The 26607-nt window shown below is 72.2% G+C and carries 16 protein-coding genes; 8 read left to right on the top strand and 8 right to left on the bottom strand.

Annotated elements, in window-relative coordinates:
- Positions 1-22 precede the first annotated feature (22 nt).
- The gene (locus ACQP00_RS49865; protein WP_433211106.1) at positions 23-4045 is read left to right on the top strand and encodes an AAA domain-containing protein; all 4023 of its coding nucleotides are present in this window, start codon (positions 23-25) and stop codon (positions 4043-4045) included.
- Positions 4046-4060: 15 nt separating this feature from the next.
- Here ACQP00_RS49865 and ACQP00_RS49860 read toward each other — a convergent pair whose 3' ends face one another.
- The 3 genes from ACQP00_RS49860 to ACQP00_RS49850 form a co-directional block, all read right to left on the bottom strand.
- The gene (locus ACQP00_RS49860; protein ID WP_433211103.1) at positions 4061-4639 is read right to left on the bottom strand and encodes an SMP-30/gluconolactonase/LRE family protein; all 579 of its coding nucleotides are present in this window, start codon (positions 4637-4639) and stop codon (positions 4061-4063) included.
- A 65-nt stretch (positions 4640-4704) separates the two neighbouring features.
- Positions 4705-5052, bottom strand: coding sequence for a hypothetical protein (locus tag ACQP00_RS49855; RefSeq protein WP_433211100.1), 348 nt, complete (start codon positions 5050-5052; stop codon positions 4705-4707).
- A gap of 27 nt (positions 5053-5079) precedes the next feature.
- The gene (locus ACQP00_RS49850) at positions 5080-8751 is read right to left on the bottom strand and encodes a family 78 glycoside hydrolase catalytic domain (RefSeq protein WP_433211097.1); all 3672 of its coding nucleotides are present in this window, start codon (positions 8749-8751) and stop codon (positions 5080-5082) included.
- Between the two features lie 200 nt (positions 8752-8951).
- On the opposite strand from ACQP00_RS49850, the gene ACQP00_RS49845 reads away from it, so the two are divergent.
- The 4 genes from ACQP00_RS49845 to ACQP00_RS49830 all read left to right on the top strand — a co-directional run bounded on the left by ACQP00_RS49845 (position 8952) and on the right by ACQP00_RS49830 (position 15878).
- Positions 8952-9776, top strand: coding sequence for a cyanophycinase (locus tag ACQP00_RS49845; RefSeq protein WP_433211094.1), 825 nt, complete (start codon positions 8952-8954; stop codon positions 9774-9776).
- A complete protein-coding gene (gene cphA, locus ACQP00_RS49840; protein WP_433211091.1) occupies positions 9766-12426 on the top strand; it encodes a cyanophycin synthetase in 2661 nt (886 codons plus the stop codon). The genes ACQP00_RS49845 and cphA overlap by 11 nt, the downstream gene beginning before the upstream one ends.
- Positions 12408-13949, top strand: coding sequence for a serine/threonine-protein kinase (locus ACQP00_RS49835; RefSeq protein WP_433211088.1), 1542 nt, complete (start codon positions 12408-12410; stop codon positions 13947-13949). The genes cphA and ACQP00_RS49835 overlap by 19 nt, the downstream gene beginning before the upstream one ends.
- A 141-nt stretch (positions 13950-14090) precedes the next feature.
- A complete protein-coding gene (locus tag ACQP00_RS49830) occupies positions 14091-15878 on the top strand; it encodes a hypothetical protein (RefSeq protein WP_433211085.1) in 1788 nt (595 codons plus the stop codon).
- Between the two features lie 319 nt (positions 15879-16197).
- Here ACQP00_RS49830 and ACQP00_RS49825 read toward each other — a convergent pair whose 3' ends face one another.
- Together ACQP00_RS49825 and ACQP00_RS49820 are read right to left on the bottom strand one after the other, a co-directional pair.
- On the bottom strand, positions 16198-18288 hold the full coding sequence (locus ACQP00_RS49825; protein ID WP_433211082.1) for a RecQ family ATP-dependent DNA helicase: 2091 nt from the start codon (positions 18286-18288) through the stop codon (positions 16198-16200).
- Positions 18289-18330: 42 nt separating this feature from the next.
- Positions 18331-19188: an NlpC/P60 family protein gene (locus tag ACQP00_RS49820; protein WP_433211079.1), complete on the bottom strand. Its 858-nt coding sequence runs from the start codon at positions 19186-19188 to the stop codon at positions 18331-18333.
- Positions 19189-19348: 160 nt separating this feature from the next.
- Between ACQP00_RS49820 and ACQP00_RS49815 the strand changes: the two genes are divergently transcribed.
- Positions 19349-20212 carry a hypothetical protein gene (locus ACQP00_RS49815; RefSeq protein ID WP_433211076.1) on the top strand — a complete coding sequence of 288 codons (864 nt, stop codon included), beginning with the start codon at positions 19349-19351 and terminating at the stop codon, positions 20210-20212.
- Between the two features lie 586 nt (positions 20213-20798).
- On the opposite strand, the gene ACQP00_RS49810 is transcribed toward ACQP00_RS49815, so the two are convergent.
- Positions 20799-22496, bottom strand: coding sequence for a DEAD/DEAH box helicase (locus ACQP00_RS49810; protein WP_433211073.1), 1698 nt, complete (start codon positions 22494-22496; stop codon positions 20799-20801).
- Positions 22497-22731: 235 nt separating this feature from the next.
- Between ACQP00_RS49810 and ACQP00_RS49805 the strand changes: the two genes are divergently transcribed.
- Positions 22732-23442 (top strand): ferritin-like fold-containing protein, encoded by a 711-nt coding sequence (locus ACQP00_RS49805; protein WP_433211070.1) that lies wholly within the window; start codon positions 22732-22734, stop codon positions 23440-23442.
- Between the two features lie 144 nt (positions 23443-23586).
- Here ACQP00_RS49805 and ACQP00_RS49800 read toward each other — a convergent pair whose 3' ends face one another.
- Both ACQP00_RS49800 and ACQP00_RS49795 read right to left on the bottom strand, forming a co-directional pair.
- Positions 23587-23820 carry a DUF3107 domain-containing protein gene (locus ACQP00_RS49800; RefSeq protein WP_433052599.1) on the bottom strand — a complete coding sequence of 78 codons (234 nt, stop codon included), beginning with the start codon at positions 23818-23820 and terminating at the stop codon, positions 23587-23589.
- 68 nt (positions 23821-23888) lie between these two features.
- Positions 23889-24527 (bottom strand): TetR/AcrR family transcriptional regulator, encoded by a 639-nt coding sequence (locus ACQP00_RS49795; RefSeq protein WP_433052596.1) that lies wholly within the window; start codon positions 24525-24527, stop codon positions 23889-23891.
- Between the two features lie 89 nt (positions 24528-24616).
- Between ACQP00_RS49795 and ACQP00_RS49790 the strand changes: the two genes are divergently transcribed.
- The gene (locus ACQP00_RS49790; RefSeq protein WP_433211067.1) at positions 24617-26563 is read left to right on the top strand and encodes a hypothetical protein; all 1947 of its coding nucleotides are present in this window, start codon (positions 24617-24619) and stop codon (positions 26561-26563) included.
- Positions 26564-26607 lie beyond the last annotated feature (44 nt).

The raw sequence follows: 26607 nt of genomic DNA, 5'->3' as shown, positions 1-26607 counted from the left end.
CGCAGCCGGATAGGCTAGCGCCGTGCAGGAGCGGGGCAACCTTGTCCAGGAGGCCGCCCGCCGCTGGCGGTCTCAGCTGATCGACCTCGGCGGCCGGAACACGCTGCTCTACTACCGCGACCTGCGCGCGGGCACGCTCGACCTGAGCGCCGCCGATCCGGTCGCCCTGCAGGCCCTGCTCGGCGGCCGCACGCTGCCGCTCGGCCAGCTGTTCGCCGATCGGGACGGGCACGCGGCCGCCATCAAGCGGGCCCGGACCATCCGCAACAAGGCCCGCGAGCTCACCGAGGAGCGGGGCATCGAGACCTGCTTCGCCGCGATCGGCAGCGCCACCTGGGACGAGGGCCCCCAGGGCGGCACCCCGGCCGCGCCGGTCCTGCTCCGCTCGGCCCAGCTGCGGGCCCGCGGCGCCGCCGAGGATGATTTCGACGTCACCCTCCAGGGCGATCTGGAACTGAACCCGACCCTCCTGCAGCGGCTCGACGAGGACTTCGGCGTGCGCGTGGACGCCGACGAGCTCGAGGAGCTGGTCAGCTACACCGCGGGATTCGACGCCGCCCCGCTGTACGAGCGGCTCATGAAGGAAACCGCGGGCCGGGTGCGCGGCTTCGCGATCACCCAGCGGTTCGTGCTCGGCACGTTCTCCTACGCCAAGCTGCCGATGGTCACCGACCTGCGGGCCGGGGCGCGGGCGCTGGTCGAGCACGACGTCATCGCGGCCATCGCCGGCGACCGCGACGCCCAGGCCGCCCTGCGCCCCGCGGCCGGCATCGCGCTGCGTGACCCGGACTGGATCCCGCCGGAGGACGAGTTCCTGGTCCTCGACGCCGACTCCTCGCAGAACTACGCGATCAACGCCGTCCTGGCCGGCCAGCACAGCGTGATCAAGGGCCCGCCCGGCACCGGCAAGAGCCAGACCATCGCCAACCTCATCGCCTCGCTGGTCGCCCGGGGCAAGCGTGTGCTGTTCGTGGCCGAGAAGCGGGCCGCGATCACCGCCGTCACCGACCGGCTGAACCGCCGCGGCCTGGGCCAGCTCGTCATGGACGTGCACGACGGCACCACCTCCCGGCGCAAGGTCGCGGCCGACCTCAAGGCCGCGTTCGACTCGGCCGCCCGCATCGCCCAGCCCGACCTGGTCGTGCTGCACGAGACCCTGGCTGCCCGGCGGGCCGCGCTCAACGACCACGACGAGGCCCTGCACCAGATCCGCGGCCCGTGGGGCATCTCGGCGTTCCAGGCGCAGACCGAGCTGATCCGCCTCAACGCCGTCGTGCACCCGATGCCCGGCGTCCGGCTGCGCGGCCCGGTGCTGGAGGCGCTCGACGAGGCCGGCGCCCGCCGCCTGCGCGAGCAGCTGCGCGACTACGCCACCGTCGGCGGGTTCAACCTGACCGAGCAGGAGTCCGGCTGGATCGGCTCGGCGGTGCGCACCCCGCAGGAGGCGCAGGTCGCGTTCGACCTGACCGAGCGCCTCGCCGGTCGCACGCTCGCCGAGACGCGCCCGGCCCTGGAGTACGTCGCCGCCCAGACCGGCCTGCAGCGCCCCACCAACGTCACGGGCTGGCGGGCGCTGTTCGCGTTCCTCGACCAGATCGCCGCCACCCTCCAGAATTTCCGCCCCGAGGTGTACCGCGAGGACCTGCGCCCCTACGCCCAGGTCAACGAGGTGGGTTGGTGGGCCCGGCGCAAGCTGCGCAAACAGGCCGCCCGGCTGTGGCGCGGCGCCGGCACCCCGAGCCACGAGCAGCTCTTCGAGGGCCTGGCCGTGGCCCGGCGCCAGCGCGAGCAGTGGGGCGGCGAGCCGCGGCTGCCCGACGACCTGCCCCGGGCCCGCGCCGCGTTCGACAAGCTCGATCGGGAAGTGCAGGAGCTGCAGCGGTACTGCGTGCAGCTCCCCCTCCTCACCATGGACCTCGACCGCCTGGCCCGGGTCGTGCAGTCCCTGGCCGCCGACGAGCGCACGCTGCGCCGGGTCCCGCGCCTCAACGAGCTCGCCGAGGCGTTCGCCCACGCCGGCCTGCACCAGCTCGTCGACGACCTGCAGGCCCGGCGCGCCGATGCCGACGTGGCGGGCGCGGTCTTCGACGCCTGCTGGCACGCCTCGATCCTGCAGCACCTCAACTTCACCGACCCCCGGGTGGGCGCGTTCGACGGGCCGCTGCAGGAGCGCACGGTCGCGGAGTACCGCGACGCCGACCGCCGCCACATCGACGCCACCGCCACCCGGGTCCTGCGGGCCGTGGCCGAGCACATCACCCGGGTCCGCGACGAGTACCCCGACGAGAGCAAGCTGGTCGAGCACCAGGCCAACCTCAAGCGCCGGCACCTGCCGATCCGCCAGCTCTTCGCCACCGCCCCGCACATGCTCACCGCGCTGCGCCCGTGCTGGGCGATGAGCCCGCTGGTCGTCTCCCAGCTGCTGCCGGCCCAGGCCGACCTGTTCGACGTGGTCGTCTTCGACGAGGCCAGCCAGGTCACCCCGGCCGACGCCGTCCCCGCCCTGCTGCGCGGCCGCCAGATCGTGGTCGCCGGCGACGAGCACCAGCTCCCGCCGACCTCGTTCTTCACCGCCGCCGAGGAGGGCGCCGGCGCCGACCCGCTGGGCGTCAACCCGGACGGCTCGATCGACCTGTCCCTCACCTCGGGCTACGAGTCCATTCTGGACGTGCTCACCGCCCTGCTGCCGGGGTACCTCCTGCGCTGGCACTACCGCAGCCAGGACGACCGGCTGATCGGCTTCTCCAACGCGCACATCTACGAGGGCTCGCTCGTCACGTTCCCGGGCGTGGCGGGGGAGGGCTCGGTCTCGCACGTCCACGTGCCGTTCGTCGCGGCCGAGCAGGACGAGGAGGCCACCGACTCGGTCACGGCCGAGGTCGAGCGGGTCGTCGAGCTGATCCTGCAGCACGCCCAGATCCGCCCCAACGAGTCGCTCGGCGTCATCACGATGGGCATCACCCACGCCGAGCGGATCGACCTCGCCCTGCGCCGGGCCATCGCCGCCCGGCCGGAGCTGCACCCGTTCTTCGCCGAGACCGCCGCCGAGCCGTTCTTCGTCAAGAACCTCGAGCGCGTCCAGGGCGACGAGCGCGACGCCATCATCCTGTCCATCGGCTACGGCAAGAACGCCCAGGGCCGGCTGCTGTACCGCTTCGGCCCCCTCCTGCTGCCGGGCGGTGAGCGCCGCCTGAACGTCGCCGTGACCCGCGCCCGCCGCCGGATGACCCTGGTCAGCTCGTTCACCGCGGCCGACATGGACCCGGCCCGCAGCACGAGCGACGGCGTGCGGCTGCTGCGCTCCTACCTGGAGTACACCGAGTCGGGCGGCACCTCCCTGCGCCCGGCCGCCGCCGACCGCCCGCCGCTGAGCGCCTTCGAGGCCGACGTCCGCGACCGCCTGACCGCCGCCGGCATCCCGGTCACCCCGCACTTCGGCGTGTCCGGCTACGCCATCGACTTCGCCTGCGCCCACCCGACCAACCCGAACGAGATGGTCCTGGCCATCGAGACGGACGGCGAGACCTACCACGCGGCCAGCACCGCCCGCGACCGCGACCGCCTGCGCCAGGAACAGCTCGAGCGCCTGGGCTGGCGCTTCCACCGCATCTGGTCCACGGACTGGTTCGCCGACCCGGCGGCCGAGACGGCCCGCGCAAGGGCCGCCTACGACGAGGCGGTGGCCGCGGTCGAGGCCCGCCGGACCGACGAGCCGACGGTGGTCCTGCACCTGGACCCGCCGGCCGCTTCCCCGGAGGAGGGTGACGAGGCCCGCTCCCTGCCGAGGCCCGAGTTCACGCCGGGGCGTCCGATCGCCGAGTACCCGCACGCCCTCCTGGTCGACCTGGTGCGCTGGATCGAGTCGGACACGCTGCTGCGTACCGAGGAACAGGTTCTGGAAGAAGCGCGCCGGCAGCTCGGCTTCAAGCGCGGCGGCACCCGCATCAACGCCGCCCTGATGGCCGCTCTCGAAGAAGCCCGCGGCGAACGCGAGCAGCCCGATCCGGACGAGACCCGCGTTTTGGAACGGCCCGAGACGGACTAGTTCAGGGGACGTGGGCTAGTTCAGGGGGACGTGGGCCAGGCTGCGCTCGGTCAGGCTGCCGAACCACAGGGTGTCGCCGGACTGGCGGACGCCGGTCAGCATCGGGTAGCGGCCGGCCGGGCTGTGCAGGGTGCGCAGCACGGTGCCGTCGGCGTCGACCTGGGCGGCGATCGTGTGCTTTCCCGGCTGCGGCTGCATCCAGGTCGGCAGGGCGGCGACCACCGTGCGGACCCGCGGGTGCGGCAGGAGCCGCTCGGCGATCGGGACCCGGGGGCTGGCCAGCGCGATCCAGAACGTGCCGTCGCCGACCGACGACATGTTGTCCGGGTACGCCGGCAGGTCGGCCAGCACCGTGGCCGCTCCCGACGGCAGGGCGATCCGGGTCAGCCGGTGCGCCACCGTCTCGCACACCAGCAGGGCGGACCCGTCCGGGGTCAGGGCCACGCCGTTGGGGAAGAACAGGCCGGTGGCGACCTCCGTGGTGGCGCCCGCCGACGGCGAGTACGCCAGGATGCGGCCGTTCGGACGGTGCTCCAGCAGGTCCCGGCGCCAGTGCGAGAGCGGGAACCGGTTGGACGAGTCGCTGAAGAACACGGTGCCGTCGGCCGCGATCGCCGCGTTGTTGCAGAACAGGATGCCGGCACCGGCCGCAGCATTGGTCAGGTCGTGCAGTGTGCCGTCGGGGTGAGGCGGAGCAGGCCGCGGTAGGCGTCGCAGACGATCAGGGAGTCGTCGCGCGGGTCGTGCTCGATGCCCAGCGGCCGCCCGCCGGTGTCGGCCAGGCGCTCGAACTCGCCGGAGCGGCGGCGCCAGATCACGCCTTCGGCGGTACCGGTGAAGACCGCACCGTCCGGGGAGACGGCGACGTCCTCGGGTGCGTGGCCGGCCGGCAGCGGGACGAGGACGGCCTCATCGATGCGGGTGTCGGTCGGCGCCCACGGCCCGGTCAGCGGCGGAGGGGTCGTCGCCGGCAGGGTGGCGGCGTTGATGAACCGCGGGACACTCATGCGCCTGAGTGTCCCGCGGTTCGTGACTCAGACGGAAGCGGTGAACGTGTAGGAACCCGATCCCACGAAGAAGCCCGAGCCGTTGGGCACGGCCTGGGCCGGGGCGGTGATCGAGGCGGCGTTGGACGTCGGCACCTTGACCGTCGCCGTGGCGCCCGCCGGGACCGTCACGCGCAGGGTGAGCGTGCCGCCGGCGATGGACCAGTCGCTGACCGCGCTGCCGTACGGGGTGTCGTACGACGACTTGGCCGAGGTGAGGCCGCCGCCCGGGATGGGGGCGATGGTCAGGGCGCCGTAGCCGGGGCTGGCCGGGGAGACGCCGCCGACCTGGCGGTACAGGAAGTCGCCGACCGAGCCGAGGCCGTAGTGGTTGAAGGAGTTCATGCCGGGGTCGTTGAAGGAACCGTCGGTGCGGATGCCGTCCCAGCGCTCCCAGATCGTGGTGGCGCCCTTCGAGATCTGGTAGCCCCAGCCGGGGAAGCCGGGCTGCATGAGCACCGTGTACGCGGTGTCGGCGTGCCCGGTCGCGGCCAGCACCGGCAGCAGGTTCTCCACGCCGAGGAAGCCGACCGAGAGGTGGCCGCCGGCGGCGTTGACCTTGGCCACCAGCTTGTCCGCCGACGCCTGGACGCGGTTGGCCGGGAGCAGGCCGAAGGCCAGGGCCATGACGTAGCCGGTCTGGGTGTTGCCGCTGACCGTGCCGTCGGCCGCCACGAAGCGGTTGGTGAAGGCGGCGCCGACCTGGTCCGCCAGCTGGCCGTACGAGGTGGCCTCGGCGGTGTGGCCGGTGGCCGCGGCCATCCGCGAGACCAGCCGGGCCGACCAGGCGAAGAACGCGGTCGAGACGACGTCCTGCGCGGTGTTGTCGTTGACGTTGAGCCAGTCGCCGTACGTGCTCTGGTTGCGGATCAGGTCGCTGCCCGAGGTGTTGCGCAGGTAGTCGACCCAGCGGGTCATGGCCGTGAAGTGCTCGTCGATCACCCGGGTGTCGCCGTAGCGCTGCCACAGGGTGTACGGCACGATCACCCCCGCGTCGCCCCAGCCCGCGGTCCCGGCGCCGGCCGACACGCCCGGGGCGACGTCGGTGAACGCGCCGTCGGCGTGCTGGGCGTCGGTCAGGTCGTCGGTGAACTTGTCCAGGAACGTGTGCACGTCGAGGTTGAACGTCGAGGTGGCCACGAACGCGGCGATGTCGCCGGTCCAGCCGAGCCGCTCGTCGCGCTGCGGGCAGTCGGTCGGGATGGTGAGCATGTTGTCGCGCTCGCCCCACAGGATGTTCTTGGCCAGTTGGTTGAGCAGCGCGCTGGACGTGGTGAACGTGCCCGGCTGGGCGCCGGTCTGCCACGCCGCGCGGCCGGTGAGCGTGTCGGCGGTCGGGGTGAAGCCCGCGGGCAGGCCGGTGAGCTCCACGTACCGGTACCCGTGCACGGTGAACCGCGGCTCGTAGGTCTCGGTGCCGGAGCCGCTGAAGGTGTACCGGTCCGTCGCCGCCGCACCCCGCAGGTTCGCCGTGTAGATGGTGCCGTCGGGGTTGAGCACCTCGGCGTGGCGCAGCTGCACCGTGGTGCCGGCCGGCGCGCTCATCGTGAGCCGGTCCCAGCCGGTGAAGTTCTGGCCGAGGTCGAGCACCCACACGCCGGACTGCGGCTGGGTGATCGCGACCGGCCGGAACTCCTGCTGCACGGTCACGCCGTTGTCGACCTGCGCGACCAGGTTGGGCTTGGTCCCGCCCTTGACCGCCGCGGTGGACCAGGCGCTGTCGTTGAACGCCGGGCCGTCCCAGCCGGCGATCGTCAGGCGGTTGTCGTAGGACTCGCCGCCGTACAGGTCGTCGGCCCGGATCGGACCCGCGCTCACCTTCCACGTGTTGTCGGTCCGCACGGTCTGCGTGGTGCCGTCGGTGAAGGTGATCAGCAGCTGCGCGGAGTACCACGGCTGGGAGCCGTAGATCGCGGTCCCGGCGAAGCCGACGTTGCCGGAGTACCAGCCGTTGCCGACATAGGCCCCCAGGGCGTTGGCACCCTGGCGGATCTGGCCGGTGACGTCATACTCCTTGTACTGCAGCCGCTTGTTGTAGTCCGTCCACCCGGGGGCGAGCACGTCGTTGCCGACCCTGGCCCCGTTGAGCCGGGTCTCGTGCAGGCCGAGCGCGGTCGTGAGCAGCCGGGCCGAGGCGACCGCCTTGCTCACCGTGAAGCCCTTGCGCAGCAGCGGCGACGGCTTGGTGACGACGACCTGCGCGCCCCACGGGCCGCTGCCGTAGGTCGCGACCGCCTTGGCCGCCGGCCAGCCGGAGTCGTTGAAGCCGGTGGTGTTCCAGCCGGACGGTGCGCTGGTGAACGACTTCCAGGCGGCGTCGGAGCTGATCGTCGTGCCGCCGGGCAGGAACAGCTTGGCCAGCACGCCGGCCGGGGAGGCGGTGGTGTTCTGGGCCGCGATGGCGATGGTGTTGGTACCGCTGGTCAGGCGCCCGGCGAGATCGATGGTCGCCGCCCGCTTCCAGGAGTCGGTCACCCGCGGCGAGGAGCTGACCAGCGTGCCGTTGACCCAGACGTCGGCGGTGTCGTCGCCGGTGACCACCAGGGAGGCCGCGGCGGGCGCGCTGCCGAGGCTGAAGGTCCGGCGGAAGTACCGGGTGGCGGCGGGCGCGGAGGTGGCGGGATCGCCCTCGGGGTACCAGATCCAGGTCGCTCCGGAGACATCGGCGTTGACGGCCGGCTGCCCGATGAAGTCCCCGGTCCACTCCGTGGCCGGCGCGCGCAGGGCGGTCTCGAAGGTCTGGGTCGCGCTCCAGGCACCGGTCCGGCCCTGGGTGTCCCAGGCGCGCACCCGCCAGTAGTACTTCCGCAGGCTGGTCAGGGCCGGCCCGCCGTAGGCGATGTCGACCTGGTTGCTCGAGGCGACCCGCCCGCTGTCCCACACGTCGGCGGTGTTGGCGCTGCTGGTGGAGACCTGCAGCTGGTACGCCGCCTGCTCCTGCGGCCCGGACGACGCGGCCAGCTTCCACCCGAACCGCGGCTGCGCGGCGTCGATGCCGATCGGGTTGGCCACGTGCTCGACGGTCGCGCTCGCCACGCTCAGCGGCGAGGCGGCGGTGGTGTCCGGCAGCACCACCGAGGTGTTCCACGGCGAGGAGCCGTAGAGGCCCAGGTCGCTCGCGGCGGGCCAGCCGCCGTCGCCGAAGCCGGGCTGCTCCCAGCCGGCGGCCGCGCTCTGGCCGCTCTTCCAGCTGCCGTCGGTGACGAGATCGGTGGTGCCGCCGCTCGTGGCGACGTGCACGTGCCCGATCACGCCGGCCGGTCCGGCGGTCGTGTTTTTCGAAGCCAGAGCAAGGGTGTTGGTACCGCTGGTGAGTGCGCTCTGCAGATCGACGTACACGGCGCTCTTCCACGAGTCCGTGACCCGCTGCGATCCGGCGAGCGGCTTGCCGTTGAGCCACACGTCGACCGTGTCGTCGCCGGTGACCACGAGCTGGGCGTCGCTGACCGTGCCGGCGGCGACGGTGAAGGACTTGCGGAAGTACCGGTAGCCGGCGGGCACGCTGACGTGGGCGTCGCCCTCGGGGTACCAGATCCAATGCGCCCCGGACAGCGCGACCGGCGTGGCGGCGCTGCTCGGCGCGGGCGGTGCGACAAGCACCAGGGCGGCGGCGGATATCAGCGCGGTGGCGGCCGCGCGCGTTCGTCTGTGCAGGGGCATGGCGGGCTCCCTTGGTTGTGAAACGTTTCATTAAAACGTTTCATATGCGCGTAGTGCGCTCACTGTAGTGAGACGCTGATCGATGCGCAATGGCGCGACTGGCACATCGGCCGCCAACACCCGAACAAATTCGAAACCCGATCCGGGCAAACGCGGGGCGCCGGGCGGTCCCGGTTTGCACTATTGGGTGTGGAGGTGGGATGGCGGGAAAACTGCTCGTCATCGGGGGCGCGGAGAGTCACGACGCCGGCGATGACGAGATCCTCGAGCGCTTCGTGCTGCTCGCGGGCGGGAGCGACGCGCACCTCGTCGTGATCGCCACGGCGAGCCAGAGCCCGGGGTTGCGGGAAAAGGAGTACGCCGAGGTCTTTCACCGTCTCGGCGCCCAGCGGGTCACCGCGCTGCGGCTCGAGTCGCGCGAGGACGCTAACGGCGAGGTCGCCGTGGCCGCGATCGAGCGGGCCACCGGCGTCTTCTTCACCGGCGGCGACCAGCTGCGCATCACCACGGTCGTCGGCGGCTCGCGGGTGGACACGGCGCTGCACGCGCGGCTGGGCGAGGGCATGATCCTGGCCGGCACCAGCGCGGGCGCCGCGATGATGTCCAGCACCATGATCCTCGGCGGCAGCATCGCCTCGGTGAGCACGACCAGCGTGCGGACCGGCCCCGGCATGGAGTTCCTGCCCGGCGTGCTCATCGACATGCACTTCGCCGAGCGCGGGCGGCTCAACCGGCTGCTCAGCGCCATCGCGATGTTCCCCCACGAGCTCGGCCTCGGCATCGACGAGAACACCGCCATCCTCGTCGAGGGCGACGTCTTCGAGGTGCTCGGCCGCGGCACGGTCACCGTGATCGACGCCGGCCAGGCCCGGGACATCCACTGCCCGTCGGCCGGGTTCGCCGGCGAGGCGGGCGGGCCGATCGCCCTGTGGGGCGCCCAACTGCACGTCCTGCCGGCCGGACACCGGTTCAACCTGACCGAGCGAGCTCCGATGAGGAAAGCGGAAGAGGACAATGCGTATTGAAAGCAGCCGCCGCTTGCGGGGGCCCAACCGGTACCTCGCCCGCCCGGTCCAGGTGACCCGGGTGCTGCTCGACCACCTCACCGGCCGCGAGACGCACGAGTTCCCGGGGCTGCCGGAGCGCGTGCTGGCCCTGCTGCCGGGGCTGGCCGAGCACCACTGCGCGGCGGGGGCGCCCGGCGGGTTCGTCACCCGGCTGCACGGCGGCACCTACTTCGGCCACACCGCCGAGCACATCGCGATCGAGCTCTCCAACCTCATCGGGCGCGAGGTCAGCTTCGGCCGCACCGTGGGCACCGAGGACCCGGCCGCGTTCGACGTCATCATGGAGTGCCCGCTCGACGAGCCGCTCGATTCCGACATGTCGGAAAAATTACTAGAAAAAGCGATAGAGATCGTTCACGCGCTCACCAGCGACCAGATGCCGCCGGCACCCGATCTGGAAGAGCTGCAGCGCCGGTACGAGCGGGAGAGACCCGGCCCGTCGACCCAGGCGATCGCCGAGGCGGCCCGGGCGCGGGGCATCCCGGTCGAGCGGGTGGGCGACCTGAGCCTGCTGCGGCTCGGCTACGGCCGGCACCGCCGCCTGGTCTGGGCCGCGCTCACCGACCAGACCTCGGCCATCGGGGTCGACATCGCCGGGGACAAGGAGCTCACCCGCTGCCTGCTCGGCGAGGCCGGCATCCCGGTCGCCGCCGGCGGCCCGGCCGCCACGGTCGACGAGGCGCTCGCGCTCTACGAGGAGCTGGGGGCGCCGGTGGTGGTCAAGCCCCGCGGGGGGCGGCAGGGTCAGCACGTGTACCTCGGGCTCGACTCGGCGGACGCCGTGCGCACCGCGTTCACCGCGGCGACCGCGGACGGGGGCGACGCCGTGGTCGAGCGGCAGGTCGAGGGGCGCGACTACCGGGTGCTGACGGTCGGCGGGGAGATCGTCGCCGCGGCCGAGCGGCTGGCGGCGCATGTGGTGGGCGATGGGCGTACCGACGTCGCCGGTTTGATCGAACGCGCGAACGAGGACCCTCGGCGCGGCGTCGGGCACGCGCGGGCCCTGACCCGGCTCGCGGTCGACGAGGTGGCCCAGTCGCTGCTCGGCCGCCAGGGCCTCGCGGTCGGCGACGTGCCGGAGGCGGGCCGCACGGTGTGGCTGCGTGACAACGCCAACCTGTCCACCGGCGGCACCAGCGTGGACGTGACCAAGACCGTGCACCCCACCGTCGCCGACCTGTGCCGCCGGGTGGCTGGCCTGGTCGGGCTCGACATCGCCGGGATCGACCTGCGGCTGCCCGACATCGCCGAGGAGCTGCCGCTGCGCCGGGGCGGGGTGATCGAGGTCAACGCCGCGCCCGGGCTGCGCATGCACCTGGAGCAGCACGACGTCGGCGCGGCGATCGTGGACGCGCTGTTCCCGGCCGGCACCCCGGCGCGGATCCCGATCGTGGCCATCACCGGCACCAACGGCAAGACCACGGTGGCCCGGCTGACCGCGCACCTGCTCTCCGGGGCCGGCCTGCGGGTCGGCACCACCACCACCGACGGCGTGGAGGTCGGCGGCCGGCTCATCCAGCGCGCCGACGCCACCGGCCCGCGCTCGGCCCAGGTGGTCCTGGGCGATCCGACGGTCGACGCGGCCGTGCTCGAGACCGCGCGCGGCGGGCTGCTGCGCCAGGGCCTCGGGTACGACTGGAGCGACGTCGGCGTCATCACCAACCTCTCCTCCGACCATCTCGGCCAGGACGGCGTCGAGAGCGTCGAGGAGCTCGTGCACGTCAAGTCGGTCGTGGCCGAGCGGGTGCGGGAGGGCGGCGCGGTCGTGCTCAACGCCGACGACCCGCGCAGCCGCGAGCTGGAGTTCCCCGGCCGCGAGATCATCTGGTGCTCGCTCGACCCGCGCAACCCGCTGGTCCGGCGGCACTGGGACACGGGCGGCCGCGCGTACCTGCTCGCCGACGGCTGGCTCGTCGAGCTCGCCGGGCGCCGGTGGGTCCCGCTGCTGGCCGCGCACGAGCTCGGCGGCGGCTTCGGCGGCGCGGCCCGGCACCTGGTGGCCAACGCGCTCGCCGCCACGGCCGCGGCCCGGGTGCTCGGCGTGACCACCGCCCGGGTCGCCGACCGCCTGCGCGGCTTCGGTGCCGACTGGGCCGACAACCCGGGCCGCGGCATGCTGCTGCGCTGCGGGGAGTTCGACGTGCTGGTCGACTACGCGCACAACCCCGATGCCATCGCCGCGGTGAGCGACCTGGTCGAGCGGGTCTGGGGGTACGAGCGCGCGGTCGCCGTGATCACGCTCCCCGGCGACCGCCGCGACGACCTGCTGCGCGAGTCGGCGGCCGTGGTCGGGGCGCGGTTCGGCCGGGTGGTGCTCTACGAGGACGCCGACCGCCGCGGCCGCGCGCCCGGCGAGGTGCCCGGCATCGTCCACGATGAGCTGCTCGCGGTCGCACCGCAGGTCGCCTGCAGCCAGGTGCGCTCGATCGACGAGGCGGTGCCGGCCGCGCTGTCGATGGCCCGGCCGGGGGACGTCGTCCTGCTGCTGTACGAGAAGATTGAACCCGTCCTCGCCCTGCTCAAGGCGCACGGGGCACGTCATGCCGAGGATGTTGGTGTGACGGACGTGAATCTGGGCAACACGATGGCGTGGACCGGTATCGGCTGATCGAGCCCCTCGGCACCGGCGGCATGTCCGTCGTGTGGCGCGCGTTCGACGAGATCCTGGAGCGGCCGGTCGCGGTCAAGCTGCTCGCCCCGAAACTGCTCGACGACCCGGAGTCCCGGCGGCGCATCCAGGCCGAGGCCCGTGCGGCGGCGCTGCTGAGCCATCCGCACATCGCGCAGGTGTACGACTTCGGCCACCGCTCGGACGGCGCGCCGTACGTCGTGATGGAGCTGGTCACCGGCCGCTCGCTGGACGACGCGGGCCCCCTGCCGCCCGCGGCGATCCTGCGCGTCGGCGCCGAGCTGGCCTCCGCCCTGGCCGCCGTGCACGCCCGCGGCCTGGTCCACCGCGACGTCAAACCGGCCAACGTGATGCTCACCGACGGCGGGGCCAAGCTCGTCGACTTCGGCATCTCGGCGGTGGCCGGCGACCACAGCGACAAGACCGGCCAGATCCTCGGCACGCCCGCCTACCTGGCCCCGGAGCGCATCCGGGGACTTCCCACCACCGCCGCGACCGACATCTACGCGCTCGGTCTCCTCTTGTACCGTGCCCTCGCCGGCCGTTTCCCCTGGCCCGACGGCACCACGACGACCGGCGTGATCGAGGCGCACCGGCGGACCCGCCCGGAGCCGCTGCCGACGGGGCGGGTGTCGCGCGAGGTTGCCGCGGCCATCACCCGCTGCCTGGCCAAGGCGCCCGAGAACCGCCCGTCGGCGGCGGAGATGGCGCACATCCTGTCCTCGTCGCTCTCGTCTTCGCCTTCCTCGTCTTCTTCGTCTTCTGCTGCTGTTCTTCCGGCTGGGGCGTTCGACTCCACCCGGCACGTGGTTCTGCCGCCCAGCGTCCGCGGGTTCCTCTCCCGCAACCCGCGCGGGCGCGGCAAGGTGGCGGCGATCGGCGTGGCGGCGGCGGCCGTGGTCGGCGTGCTGGCCATGTCCTCGTCGGGCAGCGCCTCGGCCGACGCGGAGGCGAAGAAGCCCGCGTGGATGTCCGGCTCGGCCCCGGCCCCGTCCCCGGTCGACTGCACCGTGGAATATTCGGTGCGCAGCGAGAACGCCGGCGCCTTCAACGCCGACCTGCAGCTCAAGGCCGCGGGCGGCCCCGGCGGCGGCTGGTCCCTGACCTTCCGGGTCCCCGACGGCCAGGCGATCGACGCCATCGACGGCGCCACCTGGCACCAGGACGGCACAACGGTCCTGCTGGGCGGCGCGGACCTCGCCGCCGACCTCGCGGCGGGCGCACACTTCGAGGTGGCCGGCGCCTACCGGGATGCCACCTCGATGCCGGCCGACTTCGCGCTGAACGGTTCGGCGTGCCGCTCGGTCCTGCTGGCTCCCGCGGCGGTCACGGTCGTGACGCAGGCTCCCGCCCAGACCCAGACCCAGACCCAGAACAACCCCGGCCCGGCCAAGCCGCCGGCGGCGAAGGGCCCGGCTGCCGACAAGGGTCCCGGCGCGGGCAAGGGCCCGGGTTCCGGCAAGGGCGCGGTCGAGAAAAAGGGCAAAGAAGACGACGACTGACCGTTTCGTCGTTGGATCGTCGTTTTGTTGGTTCTGGCGTGCAACCTTCCTGCCTGGTACACAAGTCTGATCCTGGTGGCGTCCCGTATGTCCGCGGGCCGCCTCGCCGTAGGGTGATGGGGTCGACAGGTAGGAGGCGCCGTGCGGTTCGAGATCAGCCGGGTCATGGACACGATCGAGCAGCGGCTGACCACGGACGTAACGTTGGCACAAGCCGTAGTCGACCTGGCCGAAGTGGCGCGCTTCCAGCCCTTGGACGGCGGCCGCCCGATCAACCTGCTCCGCCTGGGCATGGTGGTGGACGCCCTGAGCCGCTACCTGATCGACGCCGGCGCCATGCTCTACCCGGTAGCCGGCCGCGAGGTCCTCTCGGAGGCAGCCCTGACCTCGAAGGAACGCATGGTCCTGGGCCGCTGGGCCGACGACGGCCTGATCGAGGTCACCCCGGTGGTGGCGGACCGTCCGGCGGAGATCGCCGACTTCACGGGCTTGCCCCTGATCGCCGTACGCGACCTGCCCCAACAGGCGGCCCGCTTCCCGTGGATCGCGGACAGCCCCGAGCGGGTGCTGCGCCTGACCCCACGGGCGGGCGGCGCGGTACTGACTCCCGGCGGCGAACCAACCCCACCGAAGGACGGCAAGGAACGCCTGGTGGTGGTCGGCAAGGCGACGCTGCCGATCGTCCCGCCAGACCCGAACGACCCGGCAACCGAAAAAGCGATGGCTGAGCCAGAGCCTCTGGAGCCTGCAGCTGCCCCTGCTGCTTCCCCTTCGGCCTCCTCTTCTGCTTCCTCCGCGGCTTCCTCTTCCTCGGACGCCTCTGCCTCTTCTTCCGCGGCTTCTTCTCCCGCGGACGCCTCTCCGTCCGCGGCTTCCTCTTCTTCTGCGGATGCCTCTCCTGCTGCCGCTTCCCCTTCTTCTGCCGCTGCTTCTACCTCCGCCGCACAGCCTTCTGCGGGCGATGCTGCTTCGGAGGTCCCGTCCACGGAGCAGGCTGACTCTCCCGACGCGACTTCCTCTGATGCCTCCTCTCCTTCTGCGGCGGCCTCTCCCTCCGCGGCGGCCTCTTCCTCCGCGGGGGCCTCTCCTTCTGCGACCGCCTCTTCCACCGCGGCGGCCTCTCCATCTGCTGCGGCCTCTCCTTCCGCGGTCCCCTCTCAGCCCAAGCCGGGTTCTCCTGGAAACAGCTCCTCTCAATCAGGCTCTCCCGATGCCGCAGAGGCGAGAGGCGGCCGCCCCGACGGCCTCCAGTCCTTCACCGCGAGAGGCTCCCAACGCTTCGGCCGCACCCGAGTGGTACGCCGCCGCTTCACCCGAGCCGACCCCAGTGGCGTAGGCGCGTCCCTCATGGCCCGCGAGTGGCGCTGCAAGGAGCAGGACTGCCCCGCCTTCGGCGAGTACCGCCGAATCGGCCAGCCGGTCCCTCGCATGCGAGCCGGCGTGCCCGCCTGCCCCCGCCACGGCGAAGCCGTCAAGGACATCGGCCCCCGCCCCGCCGCCTTCGCAGTAGCGGTGGTGGTGGACGACCTGGCCAGACGCCGCTTCGTGGTGAGCGCCAACCACCCGGTCGTGGTGGGCAAGGACCCCAGGAACCCCGAAGACATCTCGGTAGCCGCCTGGCTCCACGAGGCCGCAGCCGCCTGGATCGCCAAGGAACACGTCAAACTGGAAGTCGTGGCCGGCCGCCTACAGGCCACCGACACAAGCGAAAACGGCACCCTGATCTGGAAGCGCTCCTCCCCGGACATCAAAGAAGAGACCGAACGCATCTACCGCAAGTCCTACCAACTCCAAGCCTGGGACTCTCTGGAGCTCTACACCGGCGTCGAACTGGTCCTGGGCGACAACCGCCTGCAGACAGTCGTCGGCTCCGAACCAGCCTCAGTCCTCCTGGACGCCCCAACGGTCGCCCTCCGCCTGGTCGACTAAGGCCGCTGCTCCACCTCCTCCTCACTGCTTCCTAGCGCGGCACCCAACCTCTCCCTTCTCCCGGCATCGCTCCTACCCTTTGCTCCGCGCGGCCTCTGCTCCGTGCGGCCCCTGCTCCGTGCGGCCTCCACTCCTTCCTGCGCGCCCCCTTCGCCGTTGCCTCTGCCCTGCTCTCTACGCAGCCCAGCCCTCCGCGGCCCCTGCTCCGCACGGCCCCACCCCGTGCGGCCCCTGCTCCTCCTCGCGGTCCTGTCCTGCCCCGGCCCCCCGGCCCCCGGCCCCCCCGGCCCCCGGCCCCCCGGCCCCGGCCCGCGCGCCGTCAGGCGGTCACTGCCAACGCGAACGGCAGCACCCCCCTCGCCCCAGCCTGGCGCAGAGCCCGCGCCGCCAGCGCCATCGTCCAGCCGCTGTCGACCATGTCGTCGACCAGCAGGACCGGGCCGTCCAAAGAGGTAACCGCTTCGGCCAGGGCCGGTGGCACCTCGAAGCCGCCGTACAACGCCCGCACCCGCTGAGCGCTGTTCGTCCGAGAAGCCGACTCCGTCGACCAGGCCGGCGGGATCGTGCCGAGCAGCGGCAGCCGCCCCACCTCGGCGATGCGGGCGCCCAGCGAGCCGACCAGGGCCGGGGCGTGCTGTGAACCCAGCACCACGACGCCGGCCGGGCGCTCCGCCCAGCGGGCGTCGCCCTTGGCCCACTCGGCCAGGGTGGCCACCACGCCCTTGAAGACCTCGTCGGAGACGGCGCCGTCGGGGCCGCTGAGCACCGCGCGCAGGCGGTCGCCCCAGCCCAGGTCGCTCAGCCGGCCGATCGCGCGGCCCGGCTCCGACTGCTCGGCGGGCGGGATCTTGCCGCTGAGCGGCACGCCGACGGCCGGCAGGGCGGTCGGCCACTGCTTGCGCGGGGCGATCTCGACGCCGGCGCGGCCGAGGTGGGCGCGGGCAGCGTCGAGGGCGGCGGGGGAGACCTCCGTCGCGTACCAGGCGCCCGCGCACGTGTCGCACCGCCCGCACGGGGCCGCCTGCGGGTCGTCGAGCTGGCGGCGCAGGAACTCCAGGCGGCAGGTGCTGAGCGCCGCGTACCGCCGCATCGCCTCCTGCTCCGCCTCGCGCGCCGTGGCGATGCGGGCGTACCGCTCGGTGTCGTGCTTCCACGGCTCGCCCGTCGACTCCCAGCCGCTGCGGGTGCGGTGCACCGCGCCGTCGACGTCGAGCACCTTGAGCATCAGCTCGAGGCGGCCACGGCGCAGCTCGACCCGCGGCTCCAGCATCGGCAGCGAGAGCGGGCGGCCGGTATCGGCGAGCACGTCGAGGACCTGGCGGACCTGGTGCTCGGGCGGGAAGGCGAGGGAGGCGAAGTACCGCCAGATCTCGGCATCCTCCTTGCCCGGCAGCAGCAGCACGTCGGCCTTCTCCACCGCCCGGCCGGCCCGTCCCACCTGCTGGTAATAGGCGATCGGCGACGACGGCGCGCCGAGGTGCACCACGAATCCCAGGTCGGGCTTGTCGAAGCCCATGCCGAGGGCCGAGGTCGCGACGAGTGCCTTGATGCGGTTCCCGAGCAGGTCCGCCTCGGCGTCCAGCCGTTCGGCGCCTTCGCTCTTCCCCGTGTACGCCGCGACGTCGTATCCCTGCGCCCGTAAGAACGCCGCCGTCTCGTGCGCTCCGGCCACGGTCAGCGTGTAGATGATCCCGGAGCCGGGCAGGTCCCGCAGGTGCTCGCCGAGCCAGGCCAGCCGGTGCGCGGGTGACGGCAGGCTGAGCGATCCCATGCGCAGGGACTCGCGGTCGAGTGATCCGCGCAGTACCAAGGCATCACCCAGCTGTTCGGCGACGTCCGCGGTCACCCGGGCGTTGGCCGTGGCCGTCGTCGCGAGGACCGGCGTGCCGGGCGCCAGGTCGAGCAGCAGCGTGCGCAGGCGCCGGTAGTCGGGGCGGAAGTCGTGGCCCCAGTCGGACACGCAATGCGCCTCGTCGACCACGAGCAGGCCGGTGGTGGCGGCGAGCTTGGGGAGTACATCATCGCGGAACGCTGGGTTGTTGAGCCTTTCCGGGCTCACCAGGAGGACGTCGACCGCGCCGTTGGCGATCTCGTCCCTGATGCCGTCCCACTCCTCCAGGTTGGCGGAGTTGATCGTCCGGGCCACGATCCCCGCCCGCGCCGCCGCGTCCGTCTGGTTGCGCATGAGGGCGAGCAGCGGCGAGACGATCACGGTCGGCCCGGCGCCGCGGGCTCGCAGCAGGGCGGTGGCCACGAAGTACACGGCCGATTTGCCCCATCCGGTGCGCTGCACGCAGAGCACGCGGCGGTGCTGGGCCACTAGTGCCTCGATGGCCGTCCACTGATCTTCACGCAGCTCAGCGGCGGGGCCGGCGAGCTTCTTGAGTACCTCTGTCGCTTCCTGTCGCACGCCAACGACGCTAGACGAGGGGTCTGACAAAAACCGAAACGATCACACTGGGCGGCCGAATCCGACCACCGGAGCGTAGTCGATCAGTCGCATAGAGATACGTTCCCCGGCCCGAGGTGCCTCGATCACGCGGCCCGAGCCGATGTAGATCCCCACGTGGCTGACGTCCTTGTAGTAGAAGACCAGGTCACCGGGTTGCAGCTCGGCGCGCGTGATCGGCTTGACGGTCTGTTTCTGCCGGGCGGCGTTGTGCGGCAGCACCACTCCGGCCGTCTTCCACGCCGCCATGGTCAGCCCCGAGCAGTCGAAGCTGTTCGGACCGTCGGCGCCCCACTGGTACACCTTGCCGAGCTGTGAAAACGCGAACTTGACCGCGCGACCGGCGGCATCGTCGGTGAACAGCGGCACGAACCCGTCGTGCAGCGCGCCGGAAGGTGCCCGAGCGCCCCGTGTGCCCCCGAGCCGGCGCAGCTGGGCCTCGATGGTGGCCTTGCGCTGGCCCAGCTCCGCGCTCTGCGTGCGCTGTTGTTGCTGCAGCGTCGAGAGCTCGGCCTTCTGTGTGTTCAGCCGGTCCTGTGCGGACTTGAGTGACTTAAGAGCGCCGACGCGCCGGCGCGAGATCTGGTCCAGCATGGCGAGCTGATCCATCCACGCCTCGGGCGACTGCGCCGAGATCAGCACGGCCGTCGAGCCGATGGCGCCGCTACGGTAGAGCGCGGCGGCCTGCGCATCGGTCTCCCGCTGGGCGGCATCGACCTCCGTCTGCAGCGGTCCCAGCTGCGAGTTCACCTGCTGAAGGCGTGTGTCGGTGGCTCGCAGGTCGTCCCGCACGGCGTTGTACCGTTCGATGACGCTCTCGAGCTCCTGCCAGGCGTTGGCGAGCTGCCGTTGCCGGTCCACGGTCGGATCCGCGTGCCCGGCCCCGGGCGCCACCAGGAGAATGAGTCCGGTGACGGCCAGTGTTGCGGCGCTGCGCAAGTTCTTGCGACAAAACCCCACGTGTCACTAACCCCACAAACTGGACAAAAGTTATTTAAACTCCCTCGGTAGGGTGGATCGCATGGCGTTCAAGGGACCGTTCGTGGCGGCCAGCCTGGTCGCGGCCCTGTTGCTGGGCTTCGGCATAGCCCGCGCAACGGCACCGCAGTCGACCCCCGCGGCGACGGCCGACCCGAACACGATCCCGTCCCACTCGCACGGCGGCGCCGTCATCGGCGACCTGGGCGGCTTCTCCTTGAGCGCCGGTGGTTTCACGTTGGTACCGTCCGAGCCCCCCACCTTCGCCGCCAACGTCCAACGCACCTTCGCGTTCCGGATCGTCGGCGCCGACGGAAAGCCCGTCACGAAGTTCGTCCCGAACCACGACAAGCTCATGCACTTCATCGTGGTCAGGCACGATCTCTCCGGCTTCCAGCACCTGCACCCGGAGATGGCCCCGGACGGCACCTGGTCGGTCCCACTCACGCTCGCCAGCCCCGGAATCTGGCGCCTGTACTCCGACTTCGTGACCCTCGACCCGACCGGCCAGCAGGTGCCCCTCGCCCTGTCGATCGACGCCACGGTGGCCGGCGATTACGCGCCCCAGAAAATGTCGGACCCCGGGCGTACTGTCGCGGTTGACGGATACACGGTCACCTACGAGGGCACTCCGAAGGTCAACGCCACGGCGCCGATCAGCTTCCGCGTCTTCCAGAACGGTTCCCCGGTCACCGATCTGGAGCGCTACCTGGCGGCCTACGGGCACCTGGTCGTCGTCCGCGACGGCGATCTCGGTTACCTGCACGTCCACCCCGAGGACCAGCTCGTCGGCGGCGCGGTGAAGTTCTGGCTGTCCGCTCCGAGCTCGGGCCGCTACCGCATGTACTTCGAGTTCCAGAAGTCCGGCGCGGTGCACCGCGCCGAGTTCACGCTCGACGTGCAGTAGAAGGCGGCGGTCGGGTCAGCTCGCCGGTCGGGTCAGCTCGCCGGTCGGGCCAGCTCGCCGGTCGGCCAGCCCGCGCGGGTCGGTCAGCCAGCGGGTCGGTCAGACCGCGCGAGTCGGTCGGGCTCGGCTGAGTGCGAGGCGCCCGCCGCACACGACTTGCGCGCAAGTGAGGCGCCCGCTGGCCCGCCGGTCGGTGGACGACGCCCGCCTCGGGCTGAGCGCGAGACTCACGCGCTCAGAAGGCTGAGGCGCGCGGAGGGCTAAGGCGCGCGGCGGCTTAGGCGCGTGGAAGGCTTAAGCGCGCGGCGGCTTAGGCGCGCGGAGGGCTGAAGCGCGCGGTAATGCCATGCAGGTCAGGCTGGCACGCGTGGAGGGCTCCTCGTATCACCATCGCGCGCCATCTGATCGGCACCTGCCTCACCGTCGACATCGCCGATACAAGCACGCGCGTCGCACCCCGCGAAGCACGCGCCTCGGACCCGCGAAGCGCGCGCGTCGCATCCTCGCCCGCGTCGAAGGTCTCAGCGCGGGTCCCGGACATGCGAAAGGGCGGGCCCGCGAAAGGCCCGCCCCTTGAAAACTGTCGCTACTCGGCCGAGCTCTCCGAGCCCTCGGCAGCGTCGCCCGCTCCACCGCGCCCACGTCCGCCCCGCCGACGGCGACGGCGGGTGCGGCCCGCGCCGCCCTCGTCGCCGGAGGTCTCAGACGCGAAAGGAGCCGCGTCGTCGGAGCCGGCGGAGGAGAAGAGCGCGGTCGTGGAGCCCGCAGTCGCGGAGCCCGCCGCCGTGGTGGTGGCCGTCACGACCGAAGACTCGGCGTGCTCGGCCGCGTCCACCTCGCCCCGGCGGCGACGGCGGCGCTGGCGGCGCGGTTCCGTCGAGTCGGTGGTGTCCGAGGAGGCCGGCGAGGGTGCTGCGCTGGAAGAAGAGGACCGGCCGCGACCGCGGGTGCGGGTGGCTCGGCCTCGGGGCTTGCCCTCGATGTCCTCCAGCTTCTCCGCCGACAGGCCGGCCCGCTTGCGGTCGGCCGTGGGGAGGGAGCCGGTGGTGCCCTCGGGGATGACGATGTCGCTGAGGAGGTGCGCCGACGTGTGGTACGTCTCCGGCGGCTCCGGCAGTTCCATCCCGAGGCTCTTGTCGATGATCCGCCAGCGCGGCATGTCCTCCCAGTCCACGAACGTCACCGCGACGCCGGTGGCGCCGGCGCGGCCGGTGCGGCCGATGCGGTGGGTGTACGTGTCCGGGTCTTCCGGGCAGTCGTAGTTGATGACGTGCGTGACGCCGGAGACGTCGAGGCCGCGGGCGGCCACGTCGGTGGCGACCAGGACGTCGATCTTGCCGGCGCGGAAGGCGCGGAGGGCTCGCTCGCGGGCGCCCTGGCCCAGGTCGCCGTGGACGGCGGCGGCCGCGAAGCCGCGGAAGTCGAGGTCCTCGGCCACCCGGTCGGCGGCGCGCTTGGTGCGGCAGAAGATCATCGTGAGACCGCGGTCGGTGGCCTGCAGGACGCGGGCCACGATCTCGATCTTGTTGAGGGGGTGGGTGCGGTACACGAACTGCTTCGTCAACGGCGAGGGGCCGGTGTTGGCGTCGTGGTGCGCGTGGATCGTCATCGGCTGGCGCAGGAACCGGCGCGCGAGGGTGACGATCGGGTCGGGCATGGTGGCCGAGAAGAGCATCGTCTGACGCTCCTCCGGCAGCAGGGTCAGGATGCGCTCGACGTCGTCGAGGAAGCCCAGGTCGAGCATCCGGTCGGCCTCGTCGAGCACCAGCGCGCGCACGGCGTGCAGGCGCAGATGCTTGCCCTTGGCCAGGTCCAGCAGGCGGCCGGGCGTCCCGACCACGATCTCCACGCCGTTGCGCAGCGCCTCGATCTGCGGCTCGTAGGCCACACCACCGTACAAAGGAAGCACTCGGACGTTTCTGGTCTTTCCGGCCGCCGCGATGTCCCGCGCGACCTGGAGGCCCAGCTCGCGGGTCGGCACGACGACGAGCGCCTGGGGCAGCCCGTCGGCGCCCTCGCCGGGGGCCGTGACGCGGTCCAGCAGCGGTACGCCGAACCCGAGGGTCTTGCCGGTGCCGGTCGGCGCCTGTCCGATCAGGTCGGTGCCCCGAAGTGCGATGGGAACCGCGTACTCCTGGATCGCGAAGGCGCGTGTGATGCCGACCGCCTCGAGCGCGGCCACGGTCTCGGGCCGCGCGCCCAGGTCGGCGAAGGAAGGACTGTCGGTGCGCACGGGCGCACGGGGGGCCACCGTCTCGGCGGCCTCAGTGTTGTCGATGGTCATGTTGTGCTCGGGGTGTCTCTCTCGCGGGAGCGCCCCTGAAATGCTGGGTGCGCTCGATCTGTGTGGGGCGCGGGCCACACGCGACCGTCTGACTGTGGTCACGGGCTACAAGCGCCGGTTTGCCAGGGCTAGGGTCCGCCCAGGGCTATCCGATCCATTGTACCGACACCGAGGCGGATCCGCTCACAACACTGCGTGCCGCCCGTCAAGGTCTGCGGCGCGGTACTGTGCCGACGTGTCCGATGTCACCCCGGCCGTCCGGTCCGAAGACGACCCGTCCACGTCCTCAGCGGCCGGCGAGGCGGCGGTGGAAGCGGCGGCGGAGGCGGTCACCGACCTTCTGGGCATGCTCGCGTACGGCGAACTCGTCGCCTTCGACCGCATGGCCGCCGACGCCCGGCTGGCCCCTGACCTGCGCCGGCGGGCGGTGCTCAGTGAGATGGCGGCCCGCGAGATCGCCAACTACGGCCGCCTGTCCGACCGCCTGGCGGAGCTCGGCGCGGACCCCGAGGCCGCGATGGCACCCTACGTCGAGGCCGTTTCGGCGTACCACGAGCAGACCGAGCCCAACGACTGGCTCGAGGGGCTGGCCAAGGCGTACGTCGGCGACGGCATCGCGGACGACTTCACCCGGGAGGTCGCCGTCGTGCTCGCGGCCGCCGACCGGGACCTCGTTCTCGACGTCCTGCACGACTCCCGGCACGCCGATTTCGCCGCCGACGAGCTGCGGGCGGCGATCGCCATCGACCCGAAGGTGCGCAACCGCCTGTCGATGTGGGCGCGCCGGCTGGTCGGGGAGGCCATCTCGCAGTCGATGCGGGTGGCGGCCGAGCGCCCGTCGATCGCGATGCTGCTCGCGGCCCGCGGCACGGACTTCCCGGCCCTGCTCAGGCGGCTGACCACGGCACACACGGCGCGCATGGGCGCCGTGGGCCTGAACAACTGATCTTGCGACAGTGAACCGGACAAAAGCCACAGAGCGCGAGTATCCCCCGTCGGGGTATAAGTCCGAAATGTCGCGGCGCGAAGCGCCCGACATTTCGCCCACACAAAAGGGCCCCCAATAAATGGGAGCCCTTTCACACAAAACTCAACGCGCCGCAGAGAACCCAACCGGCCGCGGCGACGCTTCGGCGATCTCCACGTAGGCGATCTTGCCAACCGGCACGATCACCCGGCGGCCCTTGTCGTCGACCAGGGACAGCACACCTTTATCGCCACCATTGATCGCGTCGGTGACCGCAGACTCGACCTCGGCCGGCGACTGCGTGCTCTCCAGCACCAGTTCCCGAGGCGCGTACTGCACGCCGATCTTGACCTCCACGTCTTCCTCCTTGATCGGGCGCGGCCATCATCGGCCCGCACACCCAGTGTGGTTGAAGATTAACGCGATCAGGCGTGTTCGCCGTGCAGGGGGAAGCTCGCGATGCCGCGCCACGACAATGTGGTCAGCAGGGTCTCCGCCTCGGCCTTGTCCACCTGGCGGCCGCCGGCCAGCCAGAACCGGGCCGCGATCTCGGCCGCGCCCACCAGGCCCGACGCGAGGAGCTCGGCGCGGGCGCGGCTCACCCCGGTGTCGGCCATGATCGTGTCGGTGATGGCGGCGATGCAGCCGGTCTCGACGCGGTCCACGCGCTCGCGCACGGCCGGGTCGTTGCGCAGGTCGGACTCGAAGACCAGACGGAACGCTTCGCTCTCGTGGTCAATGAAGTCGAAGTACGCCTGGATGGCGCCCCGCACGCGGTCCTTGTTGTCGGTGGTCGCCTCCATGGCCGAGCGGACCCGGGAGACCATCGCGTCGCAGTGCGTGTCGAGCAGGGCAAGGTACAACTCCAACTTGCCCGGGAAATGTTGGTACAAGACCGGCTTCGAGACACCCGCCCGCTCCGCGATATCGTCCATCGCGGCGGCGTGGTAGCCCTGGGCCACGAACACCTGCTGAGCCGCGGCGAGCAGTTGCTTTCGCCGCGCCGACCGCGGCAGTCGCACGGGCCGACCGGCCGCCTGCGTGCCGCTCATCGCCGAGGTCATGTTCACCATCCGGATTTGGGTCGAGATTGCAACTTACCCCCTTTCCACCCACACGGTAGCCTCACCTAGGGGCGACGGAGGAGCGTGCGGTGGACGAAACGGGGCAAGCCGGTAACCCGGAATCGGGTGGCGCCTACCCTGGTGCAAACCTCGGCCCGACCCCGGGCCTTGGTCGCGGTCGTGCCGCATACCCGGATCCGCAGGCCAATGGCGGTACGCCGACGGACGACGCCCTGGAGGCGATCGTCTCGGCCTGGCGTGAGCCCGCCTCCGGCGCGATCGCCGGGCGCGCCCAGGTGACCGGCGCCTTCAACCTCCATCAGGTGAACGGCAACGGCAACGGCCATGGCCTGAACGGGACGAACGGCGTGAACCCGGCCAATCGCGGCCGCGCCGAGGTGCGCAGCTCGTATTCCGACATTTTGGCCCCCGTCAGCCCGCCGGTGTCCTCCCCGCCGCCGCAGGTCGAGCCGCCCGTCCAGCCGCCCACGTCCACGCTGCACTACGGCCACTACGGCCCGGACGGGCAGGGCTGGCCCACGTCGACCCCGACCGGCGAGACCAGGAGCGTCCCGCCCCCGGGCACGGTGTACGGCGCCCGCGAGCTGGAGAACACGGGCGAGGTGCACCGTCCGATCTCCGCCCAGCCGTCCGCCTACAGCCAGCCCTACGAGCAGCCGATCGACCAATGGGGCTACCAGACCGCCCCGTATCAGCCGCAGGAGCAGTACCAGCCGCAGGAGCAGCGGCACTGGGCCCCGGAACCGGCGCAGCCGGAGTTCGACTGGGCCGCGCCGAGCCAGCAGCCCGAGCCGGCCCCGCCGCCGCCCCCGGCCCCGATTCAGCCGGTGCAGCCGATCCAGCCGCAGCAGCTGCCCGCCCAGCGCGTCCCGGAAGACGACCCGCTGGTCGGGCCGTTGCCGCCCGTCCTGCTCGGCTCGGCCACGGCGATGACGACCGCCGAGCCGATCATGCCGACGTTCGCCGACGACATGCGCCAGCCCGCGTACGACCCGCCGGAGCTGCCCCAGCGCGTGCCCGCCGAGCCCGACGTCCCGGCCCTGTCCGCCGGCGAGCCCCAGGCCGCCGCGGTCGGCGCCCCCGAGCTGGCGCGCATCAAGAACTACCTGCGCGAGGACGAGGACGGCGTGCCGGGCGACCCGGACAGCCGCCCCGACGGCTTCGACGTGCAGAGCGTCCTGCGGGCCGTGCAGACGGTCCGCGGCGTCGACCGCGCCACGCTGCGCAAGAACGCCGAGGGCATGCACACCCTGCGCCTGGAGCTGGCCGACGAGGCCGACGCCGGCCTGGTCAGCCGCCTCGTGGCCCGGATGCTCAACGACACCATGGGCCTGTCGGCCGAGCAGAACCCGCTGCTGCCCGACGGCATGCCGGAGCCCCTGTCGCCGGCCCCGTTCGCGCCCGAGGCGGGCCTGGAGACCTCGGTGCTGCCGCCCCGGCCGCCGTCGCCCGGTCTGGCCGCCGCGCGCAACGCGCCGCACAGTGCCCTGCCGGGGTACGGTCGCGAGGCCCGTCGCCGCCGCCCGGTGAGCAGCGGCGCACGCGTCAAGCCGGCCGCTCAGGAGAAGAAGGCGCCCGCCCTGATGCCCAACCCCGGCGCGATCGTCTCGCCGCGGGTCGTCATCGAATCGGTGGACGTCAACACCCAGGGCATCGACGCGACCGTCGAGGTCCGGCTGACCGCCGACAACCAGCCCGCGGTGGGCGTGGCCAGCGGCCCGAACTTCGACGGCTACATGCTCAAGCTGGCCGCCCTGGCCGCCGCCTCCGCCGTCGATCAGCTGCTCATCGACACCGATGCCACGGTCCGCGCGCGCTGCTACATCGAGCACGCCGCCGAGGTCTCGCTCGGCAGCTGCGAGGTCGCGGTGGTGGTGCTCCTGCTGATGTACGACGGCTTCGTCGAGCAGCTCACGGGCTCCGCGGTGGTCGGCGCCGACGGCGATGCCCGCCAGGCGATCGTGCGTGCGACCCTCGCCGCCGTCAACCGCCGCCTGGAGGCCCTCCTCCCGTAGCGTTGCTCAACTGCGCCCAAGATCGTGTATTGCTTGAATCCTCC

Source organism: Dactylosporangium sp. CS-047395 (assembly GCF_050942185.1).
GTDB lineage: Bacteria > Actinomycetota > Actinomycetes > Mycobacteriales > Micromonosporaceae > Dactylosporangium.
The sequence above is the reverse complement of the archived record's forward strand: the minus strand, read 5'-3'. Positions and strand labels throughout refer to the sequence as shown.